Source organism: Flavobacterium sp. PLA-1-15 (assembly GCF_049060005.1).
Taxonomy (GTDB): domain Bacteria; phylum Bacteroidota; class Bacteroidia; order Flavobacteriales; family Flavobacteriaceae; genus Flavobacterium.
The window spans coordinates 1-10,439 of record NZ_JBMGQS010000050.1; the positions used below are offsets into that span (position 1 = coordinate 1).

At 39.5% G+C, this 10,439-nt stretch carries 11 protein-coding genes; 10 read left to right on the forward strand and 1 reads right to left on the reverse strand.

Going from position 1 to position 10,439, the window contains the following annotated elements:
* The 10 genes from ACI6PS_RS15980 to ACI6PS_RS16025 form a co-directional block, all read left to right on the forward strand.
* A partial coding sequence (locus tag ACI6PS_RS15980; RefSeq protein ID WP_421013575.1) for a hypothetical protein occupies positions 1-221 on the forward strand: 221 nt, incomplete at its 5' end.
* Positions 222-488: 267 nt separating this feature from the next.
* Entirely contained in the window at positions 489-914 is a 426-nt protein-coding gene (locus ACI6PS_RS15985; protein WP_421013576.1) for a hypothetical protein, read from the forward strand.
* 27 nt (positions 915-941) lie between these two features.
* A complete protein-coding gene (locus ACI6PS_RS15990) occupies positions 942-1,598 on the forward strand; it encodes an outer membrane beta-barrel protein (RefSeq protein ID WP_421013577.1) in 657 nt (218 codons plus the stop codon).
* A 101-nt stretch (positions 1,599-1,699) separates the two neighbouring features.
* Entirely contained in the window at positions 1,700-1,978 is a 279-nt protein-coding gene (locus tag ACI6PS_RS15995; RefSeq protein ID WP_421013578.1) for a YtxH domain-containing protein, read from the forward strand.
* Between the two features lie 74 nt (positions 1,979-2,052).
* Positions 2,053-2,415: a hypothetical protein gene (locus tag ACI6PS_RS16000; RefSeq protein WP_421013579.1), complete on the forward strand. Its 363-nt coding sequence runs from the start codon at positions 2,053-2,055 to the stop codon at positions 2,413-2,415.
* Positions 2,402-2,770 (forward strand): hypothetical protein, encoded by a 369-nt coding sequence (locus tag ACI6PS_RS16005; protein ID WP_421013580.1) that lies wholly within the window; start codon positions 2,402-2,404, stop codon positions 2,768-2,770. The genes ACI6PS_RS16000 and ACI6PS_RS16005 overlap by 14 nt, the downstream gene beginning before the upstream one ends.
* Positions 2,771-2,935: 165 nt before the next feature.
* The gene (locus ACI6PS_RS16010) at positions 2,936-4,807 is read left to right on the forward strand and encodes a hypothetical protein (protein WP_421013581.1); all 1,872 of its coding nucleotides are present in this window, start codon (positions 2,936-2,938) and stop codon (positions 4,805-4,807) included.
* A gap of 92 nt (positions 4,808-4,899) precedes the next feature.
* On the forward strand, positions 4,900-5,361 hold the full coding sequence (locus ACI6PS_RS16015; RefSeq protein ID WP_421013582.1) for a hypothetical protein: 462 nt from the start codon (positions 4,900-4,902) through the stop codon (positions 5,359-5,361).
* A 119-nt stretch (positions 5,362-5,480) separates the two neighbouring features.
* Positions 5,481-7,988, forward strand: coding sequence for a PIG-L family deacetylase (locus ACI6PS_RS16020; RefSeq protein WP_421013583.1), 2,508 nt, complete (start codon positions 5,481-5,483; stop codon positions 7,986-7,988).
* 114 nt (positions 7,989-8,102) lie between these two features.
* Positions 8,103-9,833, forward strand: a complete 1,731-nt coding sequence (locus ACI6PS_RS16025; protein ID WP_421013584.1) for a sodium:solute symporter — start codon at positions 8,103-8,105, stop codon at positions 9,831-9,833.
* Between the two features lie 229 nt (positions 9,834-10,062).
* On the opposite strand, the gene ACI6PS_RS16030 is transcribed toward ACI6PS_RS16025, so the two are convergent.
* On the reverse strand, positions 10,063-10,314 hold the full coding sequence (locus ACI6PS_RS16030) for a hypothetical protein (RefSeq protein WP_421013585.1): 252 nt from the start codon (positions 10,312-10,314) through the stop codon (positions 10,063-10,065).
* Positions 10,315-10,439 lie beyond the last annotated feature (125 nt).

Consider the following 10,439-nt stretch of genomic DNA (forward strand, 5'->3'; position numbering starts at 1 on the left):
TACAACTGTACAACCCTATTTTGCAAGTGCTTTTGACCCTTGTACAACTGTACAACCCTATTTTGCAAGTGCTTTTGACCCTTGTACAACTGTACAACCCTATTTTGCAAGTGCTTTTGCCCATTGTACAACTGTACAACCCTGTTTTGCAAGTGCTTTTGCCCCTTGTACAACTGTACAACCCTATTTTGCAAGTGCTTTTGCCCCTTGTACAGCTGTAACGGGTTTTGTGTTTTTGGTCTATAATTACATAATCTTATACAGCTGTACCAATAATCAAATTTTTCGAGGATTTCTCCACTATTTCATACACCTGTATCATTTTTGTGCAAAACCAAACTTCTACACAAGTATTCCTAAAAACCCTTTCAAACTAAGACTTTGTAAGTATTTATATGTAAATATTGTAAAGTAAAAAAAAATTACTGTAACATAATTTGATGATAAGGGTGGCATCTTTGTAATGTAAACTAAACACAATAATTATTATGAAAAAGTCAATTTTAACATTAGGAATGGTTGCGATGCTTTTTGCAGGATCGTTAACAAGTTGTAAAAACAACGAAGCAAAAGTAGAAGATGCTCAAGAGGATGTTTTGGAAGCAAAACAAGAGGTAGCCGAAGAACAAAATGAGGCGAACCAAGAGTATGAAAACTACAAAATGGAAATCAACGAAAAGATTACCAAAAACGAGCAAAAGATTGCCGATTTGAAAGTGAAAAAAATCACTGGATCTGCAGATGCTCAAGAGCGTCACAACAAAAGAATTGCTAAACTAGAAGCTAGAAACAGCGAGTTGAAAGCAAAATTAGACAAGTATACTACTTATAGTGCTGATACTTGGGAAGCTTTCAAGGCTGACGTAGACAGTACTGCAACATCAATCGAAAGAGATTTTGAATCAGATAAATAATCAATAAATAAAAACAAAAAAAAAGCTATGAAAAAGATATTAAGATCGGGGTTACTGTTAATTGCTATGGCAGTTTCTTCAACAAGTTTTGCTCAAGATGGTACTTCTAGTACTTCTACAGACACGAGAGACAATTTTAAATTTGGTGTGAAAGCCGGTATCAACTTATCAAATGTTTATGATGAGGAAGGTGAAGATTTTGTTGCCGATGGTAAAGTAGGTTTTGCAGGAGGTGCATTCGTTTCTATTCCACTTGGAACGTTTGTAGGAATCCAGCCAGAGGTTATGTTTTCTCAAAAAGGATTCAAGTCTGAAACGGAAGGATTGTTTGGTGAAAATTATGAGTTCAAAAGAACAACTTCACACCTTGACATCCCGGTTCACTTGCAAATCAAGCCAATTGAAAATCTTTCGATCCTTGTAGGTCCACAATTCTCTTATTTGTTGAGCACTAAAAATGAGCTTAACGGATACAGTGCAGAAGAGGAAGAAGAAATCAATGATGAAAACTACAAAAAAGGAGTTTTCGGACTATCAGCAGGTGTTGATTTCACAGTAGAGAATTTTGTTCTATCGGCAAGAGCTGCATGGGATATGAGCAAAACAGATTCAGATGGTGAAGAATCATCAATCAGATATAAAAACCAAGTAATCCAGTTCACTGTAGGTTATACGTTTCTATAACAAGGTGGGAAGAATTGCTATTTGAAAAAGAAAAACAGTAAAAGACCGCTATATCTTTTGCGACATTTTAAAAATAAATTATTAATTAAAAACAATTAGATATGAACTCAGGTAAAGTAGTATTAGGAGCATTGGCCGGATTGGCCGCAGGAGCAATTTTAGGGATTTTATTCGCACCGGATAAAGGAACCAACACACGTAAAAAAATTGCCGATAAAGGTAAAGGATCTATCGACGACATCAAGAAGAAATACGACGATGTTGTAGGAAGCATTACATCAAAATTTGAAAGCGCTAAAAGCGAAGCTTCAAATTATGTAAATGAAGGAAAAGAGCTTGTTGCAGATGCTAAGAAGACAGTAGAGAGCAACGTAAGATAAATGAGAACTGTCCGGTAAGTGTACACGAAGGATGCTTGCCGGACATTCTTTTTTTAAAATTAAAACCAGATACCATGAAAGATAAAGTTATTTTAGTTGAAATGCTTTATGAAAAAGCAGAGCAATACGCCAAAACCAGCATTGAACTTTACAAGTTGCAAGCTATAGACAAGATTACGGATGTTTTTGCCACAGTTATTTCAAGATTCGCAATTCTGGTTGTGCTTGCCCTATTTTTTGTGCTGCTAACCGTTGGACTCGCATTGTATCTAGGAGAAGTATTAGGAAAAACCTATTATGGTTTTTTTGCTCTTGCCCTATTTTATGCGGTCTTTGCAATCGTGCTAAGTATCGTAAGAAAGAAATGGTTGGAAGACAAGATGAACGATTACCTCATTAATCAAATTTTTAAAGAAAAGAAAAATGCAAGTAATTAAAGACGATCTATCCCTGGCTGAGGCTATCAGACAGTTGGAAAACCAACGAAGAGCAGAATTGAGCTTGCTTAAAGCTCATTTTGAATTTACTGTCGACAATTTGAATCCAGTAAATATTATCAAGGAAAAGTTTAGCGAAGGCGTTTCGGCCATTGGCGAAACCGTTACTTCCGAAAGTTTTAAAAGCAAAGCTTTAAAAATTGGCGTAGGTCTCGCAAGCGGTTTCCTTACCAAGAAATTAGTTGTTGGCTCCTCTGGAGGTTTCTTCAAGAAACTTTTAGGAATGGGTGTACAGGCAGCAGTTTCTGGTTTTGTGATGAAAAAAATACCAACCCCTGAAGACGATAGAGCATGATACTATCATTACACTTGTACAAAATAAACTTTCATTTTCAAGCAATTAGAAATTAATTTAGTTAAAAAAACTTGGCAGATTGTTGATCTTGCTAAAGGCAATACTAAATGCATTATTTTTGAGATGATGTTGGTGCCACTAACCCTTATTTTCTAATTGCTGCAAATGAATACAAAATTTCATTTTCTTATCCTTTTGATGTGTTGCTCATTCCTGGGCTATGCGCAGGTAAAACCAACACAAAAGGATTCTGCGGCGATGTACCGAAACATCGAAAAGTACTCCAAAAAAAGAGGCTTTACAAAATTCCTGCACAAGCTTGTTTTTGAACCTACCGAAAAGAAAAGAGCAAATCCTATCAGAGAACCTCAAAAGAGAGTTTACAAGAAATACGAAGGGAAAATCGTTAGGAACATCAATATTGAAACACTCGATCCCTTTGGATTTTCAGTATCCGATACTACAAAAAAAGCGAGAAACTGGGCTGAAAGAACAGGTAACCGTTTTCACGTAAAGACAAAAGTTCTTGCCATAAAAAACCTGCTCCTCATTAAAAGAAACAAACCTTTGGATTCTCTTTTAGTAAAGGAAAGTGAGCGTTTGATACGTTCACAGCGATACATCAGGCAGGTGATCATTACGGCAGAACCAGTTGCCGCCAATTCAGATTCTGTTGACGTTTACATCCGAGCATTAGATTCCTGGAGTATCATCCCTAAAGTATCTGCCTCAACTTCCAGAACCAATATTGAAATTACCGAACGTAACTTTTTAGGGACAGGACATGAATTATCAAACAGGTTTATAAACCGCAACGAAGACGGTAAAAATGCCTACAGGATGATCTATACTGTTCCGAATATTATGAATACCTTCATTAAATCGAGGGTTTTTTATGAGAATGATTTGGACAATAATTATAGCAAGGGTGTCAGCATAGAAAGACCCTTCTTCTCCCCTTTTACACGTTGGGCAGGAGGTGTTGCCTTTGAACAGATATTTAGGAAAGACACCTTGCAGGATCCCCTGGGCGAATATGCAATACAGAACTTTAAATACAATTCCCAGGATTATTGGGGCGGACATTCGTTTAGGATTTTCAAAGGAAATACTGAAGATGACCGAACCTCCAATTTAATTTTCGCCGGAAGATATCTGAATGTAAATTATAGCGAGACACCAAGCATCGTCTACGACAGCATTAAATTTTATTCAGATGAAAAGTTCTACTTGGCCGGAATCGGAATTTCGTCCAGACAGTTCGTCGAGGATGAATATATCTTTAATTATGGAATTGTAGAGGATGTACCAGTTGGGAAAATCTATGGCATCACAAGCGGTTACCAAATCAAAAACGGAGTTGGCAGACTTTATGCAGGAGCAAGAGCCGCCTACGGAAACTACTTCAAATGGGGCTATCTGAGTACCAATTTTGAATACGGGACTTTTTTTAGGGATTCAAAAGCGGAACAAACTGCCTTTTCTTTCGCCGCCAATTATTTTACCAATCTGATCCAATTGGGCGATCGTTGGAAAATGAGACAGTTTATAAAACCGCAATTAATCCTTGGTACCAATCGCCTCGACTCAAACGGTGATTATCTGACCATAAATGAAAACAGCCACTTCCAGAGTAATTTTGGTTCGGGAAATTTTGGACGAAATGGTGCTGGAATACCAGGTTTCAATAGTGCTGTTTACGGAACCAAGAAAGTTGTACTTTCGCTGCAAACACAATTCTATTCTCCCTGGGATTTGTGGGGTTTCAGGCTAAATCCTTATTTTAATTTCACTGCTGCAATGCTCGGAACCGAGCAAGTAGGATTGACACAGAGCAAGCTCTATTCCTCCGTAGGTGCAGGTGTGATTATTAGCAACGACTTTCTGGTCTTTAATTCCTTTCAGATATCCTTTTCCTATTATCCAAGTATTCCCGGAGACGGAAGCGGTATTATTAAAACCAATTCCTTCCAAAGTGAAGATTTTGGCTTTCAAGATTTCGAATTGGGGAAACCGCGAACGATCATCTATAAATAGCTCCAAACAAACTTAATATATTGTTAAATCCATTCCTTTGGCACACTTGTTGGCTTTAGCAACTGAAACTATTAATCCTAAAAATAAAAACTATGAAAACACTAAAATTTGCATTATTAGGAATCGGTTTGATGATTTCTAGTTTATCCCAGGCACAAGTTAACATTAACGTTAATGTTGGATCTCCGCCGGCTTGGGGACCGGCTGGCTACGATGCTGTAGAATATTATTATCTACCTGATGTAGAAGCTTATTATGATGTTAGAGCTTCACGATTTATCTACTACGGTAATGGAAAATGGATCAGAGCAGCACGACTTCCTTATCACCACAGACACTATGATTTATACAGCGGTTACAAAGTAGTCTTAACCGATTATCATGGGCCAACTCCTTACATTCATTACAAAGAGCATAAAGTAAAATATTATAAAGGTTATAAGGGCGGGTCGCAAAAAACAATTGGAATGAAGCATGGAAAAAAACCGAAGAAAATTCACCCTCACGCTCCAGGCGGGAAGCATCATAAAAAACATGGAAAAGACAAGCATTAAACAAGAAAGACCCAAAAGCGGGTCTTTTTTTATGCTCAATTGTTAAACAAATTTTAAAGTATTCTACAGCCTTATATAATTAGTATATTTGAAGCCATTGCAAAATTAAACCCTTATCAATGCAAAAGTTTCCAATTTTAATTCTTCTTTGCCTTCTTTTTTGTTTTCAAAATTCGGTTGCCCAACAACCTAAAAAGCCAACAGCAGTAGATATTTACAGCCAAATTCAAAAACTCAATTTCTTAGGCTCCGTTTTATACATCGCTGCACATCCAGATGACGAAAATACCCGATTGATTTCGTATATGGCCAATCATCAAAAGGCCAGAACAGGATATTTATCACTAACTAGAGGCGATGGCGGACAGAATTTAATAGGAACAGAATTAAGAGAATTGCTTGGCGTTATCCGTACCCAGGAATTGATTGAAGCCAGAAAGATTGATGGCGGAGAACAATTTTTCTCCCGTGCGAATGATTTCGGATATTCAAAAATCCCGAATGAAACCCTGAAAGTTTGGAACAAGGATCAGGTGTTGAGCGATATGGTGTATGTAATTCGAAACTTCCAACCCGATGTAATCATCACCCGTTTCGATCATCGTTCGCCAGGAACCACACACGGACATCATACTTCTTCGGCAATGCTGGCACAAGAAGCTTTTGATATTGCAATTGATAAAAAAATATATCCAAGTCAGTTGGAATTGGTGCAACCTTGGCAACCAAAACGACTACTATTCAATACTTCCTACTGGTTTTACGGAGGAAAAGATAAATTTGACAAAGCCGACAAATCCGCATTGGTAAATTTACCAACAGGAATCTACTACCAATCCTTAGGAAAATCAAATCAGGAAATCGCCGCATTGAGCAGAAGCCGCCATCAATCGCAAGGTTTTGGAAGCACGGGTACCAGAGGCGAGGATTTGGAATATATGGAGCTGATCAAAGGAAACGCTCCAAAAGAAAAAAACAATCTTTTCGAAGGAATTGATACTTCTTGGAACAGAATCAAAGGCGGGAATGCCATTGGAACAGTTTTGCAAAACGTAGAAAAGAATTTCGATTTTAGAAACCCATCGGCAAGCATTCCTGAATTGGTAAAAGCCTATTCAATGATTCAGAAACTCGAAGACAAACATTGGAAAGCCTTAAAATCAAAAGAAATAAAAGACATCATTGCTTCCTGTGCAGGTTTGTTTTTAGAGGCTGTAGCCGAAAATCAAGAGGCAACGCCAGGAAGTGCCGTTCATTTGAAATTGGAAGCCATCAACAGAAGTGCTGTTCCACTGGAACTTTCTACAGTAAAAATTTTCCCCGAAGGAAAAGAACTCATTCAGAATAAAAGCTTGTCTAAAAACAGTAACGAAAGCATTGAACTTGACATCACCATTCCTCAAAATGCTTCCTACACCGATCCCTATTGGCTCAAAAAAGACGGAACTGTTGGAATGTACCGAGTAGACGAACAAAAAAACATCGGAGTTCCAGATATCATCCGCGAAATTAAAGCCGAATTTGTAATTACAATCAATGGCGTTCCCTTAACGTATGACCGTTTTGTAGTGTACAAATACAACGACGAAGTAAAAGGCGAAGTCTATAAACCGTTTGATATCGTGCCGGATGTGACGACTACTTTTACCGACAAGGTAAAAATCTTCAACGACAATAAATCAAAATCAATCGGTGTAAAGATTAAAGCCGGAAAAAATAACGTCAAAGGAAGTCTGCGTCTAGAAGTTGCAAACGGGTGGAAAGTATCTCCAGCAGAAATTCCGTTTGAAATGACCCGAAAAGGTGCTGAACAGACCGTAACGTTCGAAGTAACACCATCTGCAAATGCAAGCGAAATCGATGCAAAGGCAATCGCGATTGTCGATGGAAAAACATTCGACAAGGAACAGATCATCATCAACTATGAACACATCTCCAACCAGCAGGTTTTAAAAACTTCTTCGGCAAGATTCATCAAACTCGACATCAAAACCGGAAACGAAAAAATCGCCTACATTATGGGTGCTGGAGATGAAGTTCCGGAATATCTAGCTCAAATGGGCTATGAGGTAAGCATCGTGAAACCAGTTGATATTTCCATGGAAAAACTACAGCAATTCGATGCAGTTATTGTCGGAATCCGTGCCTACAATACTGTTGAAGAACTCCAATTCAAACAATCCATCTTGTTTGACTTTGTAAAAGAAGGAAAAACGATGATTGTGCAATACAACACAACCGGGAAGTTCGTCACCAAGGAACTTGCTCCCTATCCTTTAAAAATTTCAAGGGACCGTGTAACCGAAGAAGATGCCGAAGTACGCTTCCTGCAACCGAATCATAAAATTCTAAATTTCCCTAACAAAATCACCGCAAACGACTTTACAGGCTGGGTTCAGGAACAAGGATTGTATTACCCAGACGAATGGGACAAAGCCTTCACTCCTATCCTATCTTCCAACGATAATGGCGAAAGTCCAAAAAACGGTGCCCTATTAGTCGCAAATTATGGAAAAGGATATTATATTTACACAGGACTAAGCTTCTTCAGGGAATTACCTGCTGGAGTTCCGGGAGCTTACAGGTTACTCGCGAATATGATTTCGATGGGTTCAAAAAACAACTAAATTATGGAGGATAAAAAAATAAAGGCCTGGAAAAAAAACTACACTTTGGTCATTGTGGCCAATGCCATCTACATCTTGATTTTTTATTTCCTAATGCAATACTTTTCATAGCCGATGCAGCAATTAGACTGGACCATACTCATCCTCACACTCCTTTTCATCGTCTTCTATGGCGTTTGGAAAACCAAAGGCAGTAAGGACGTAAACGACTACATACTAGGCAACAACGAAACCCCTTGGTACACCGTAGGAATTTCAGTAATGGCCACACAAGCCAGCGCCATAACCTTTCTCTCCACACCCGGACAAGCCTTCAACGACGGAATGGGCTTCGTGCAATTTTATTTCGGACTGCCACTCGCAATGGTCATCATCTGCTACACATTTATCCCCATTTACCATAAACTAAAAGTATATACCGCCTACGAATACCTCGAACAACGTTTTGATTTAAAAACACGTTCCCTCGCTGCCATCCTATTCCTTTTCCAAAGAGGTTTGGGAACCGGGTTAACCATTTATGCTCCGGCAATCATCCTTTCGTCCATCCTAGGTTGGGACTTGACGCAGATGAACATCGTCATCGGAACCCTTGTAATCGTTTACACCTTCACAGGAGGAACAAAAGCCGTAAACGTAACCCAGAAACAACAAATGTTCATCATCATGTCGGGGATGTTCATTGCTTTCTATCTCATCATCAGTTATCTGCCCGAAGAAGTCACCTTCAGCAATGCCTTGCAAATCGCCGGTGCAAACGACAAGATGAACATCATCGATTTCTCTTTCAATCCAGAAAGCCGTTACACCTTTTGGAGCGGAATTACTGGCGGTTTGTTTCTGGCACTCTCCTATTTCGGAACCGATCAATCCCAAGTACAGCGTTATCTTTCAGGAAAATCGGTTCGTGAAAGCCAAATGGGACTGGTTTTCAACGGCTTGATGAAAGTTCCAATGCAGTTCTTCATCCTGCTTACGGGAGTCATGGTCTATGTATTTTTTCAGTTCCAAACACTTCCCATCAACTTCAATCCAAACAGCAAAAAGAACATCGAAAGCTCCGCCTATGCTGCCGAATACAAAAGTCTGGAAGAAAAACTCATAGTAGTTTCCGAAGAAAAAAAGCAAGTAACCCTCGATTATGCCAACCAGCTCAACATCGACAGGGAAAACAAAGTCCTAAAATCCCGAATTATGGCTTTGGCCGAAAAGGAAAAAGGCATTCGTGATGAGGCAAAAGTACTGATTGGAAAAGCCGACAAAAAAGACAAAACCAGCGACGCCGATTACGTATTCATCCACTTCATCATCAACTATCTCCCAAAAGGATTCATCGGGCTACTATTGGCCGTAATCCTCTGCGCCGCAATGTCGTCAACCGCTTCGGGACTCAGCTCTCTAGCCTCAACCACCGTAATCGACATCTACAAACGAAACCTAAAAACCGAAAAATCAGACAAACATTTCGTAAACGCCTCCAAGTTCTTCACCCTCATCTGGGGAATCATCGCCATTCTTTTCGCCTGCGTAGGAACACTGTTCGAAAACCTAATTCAGCTAGTAAACATCATCGGCTCCATCTTCTACGGAACAGTTCTGGGAATATTCCTAGTCGGTTTCTACATCAAATACGTCAAAGCCCAAGCCATCTTCTGGGGAGCCGTAACCAGCCAAATCACCATCTTTTTCATCTACTATTTCGCCATCCACATCTATCCAAGTGGCGACGAAAAACTAGGATATCTATGGCTAAACTTCATCGGGGCAATGCTCACCATCATCCTCTCCGTCCTCTTCCAGTACCTCCTTCCAAAGAAAGAAACAATGGCAATAGAACAATTGTAATATAATTCTACACAAGCCAAAAAGATAAAATCTTATAATATCAGGAGCGAAACACCCTACATAAAATAATCCATATTCCCGCTGGAGCCACTCGCTTTGTGCCTGCTTTAAAGGCAGGCCCAAGAGCTCAAACAATGGCTCCATCGGGGCTAGACAGCAATCTATCCGCTCCTTGGAAACACCTCCACACCACGTCAAACCAATCGCCACAAGCAAAAAGAAAACACAATCAAACTCCCAAACTTGTCATCCTGACGAAGGAAGGACCTCCACAAGCAACTCCACAAGTATTTCCACATGTCATCCCGAGCGCCAGTCGAGGGACAACAATCAAAATCCTCAAACTTGTCATCCTGACGAAGCCCTGTCCGCCGTGACTGAAAGGACCTCCACAAGCAACTCCCCAATCTCCACACAAATCCAAGTCAATCAAAAAAATCCGTACAATCCGTGTAATCTGTGGCAAAATAAAAGAACACACCTCCCAACTAGTTTGATTGTCTTCCAACTCGTTTGATTATCTTCCAACTCGTTTGATTCCCTCCCGAAGTCGTTTGATTCCTTCCGATGTCGTTTGATTGCTTCCGATGTCGTTTGATTCTCCGC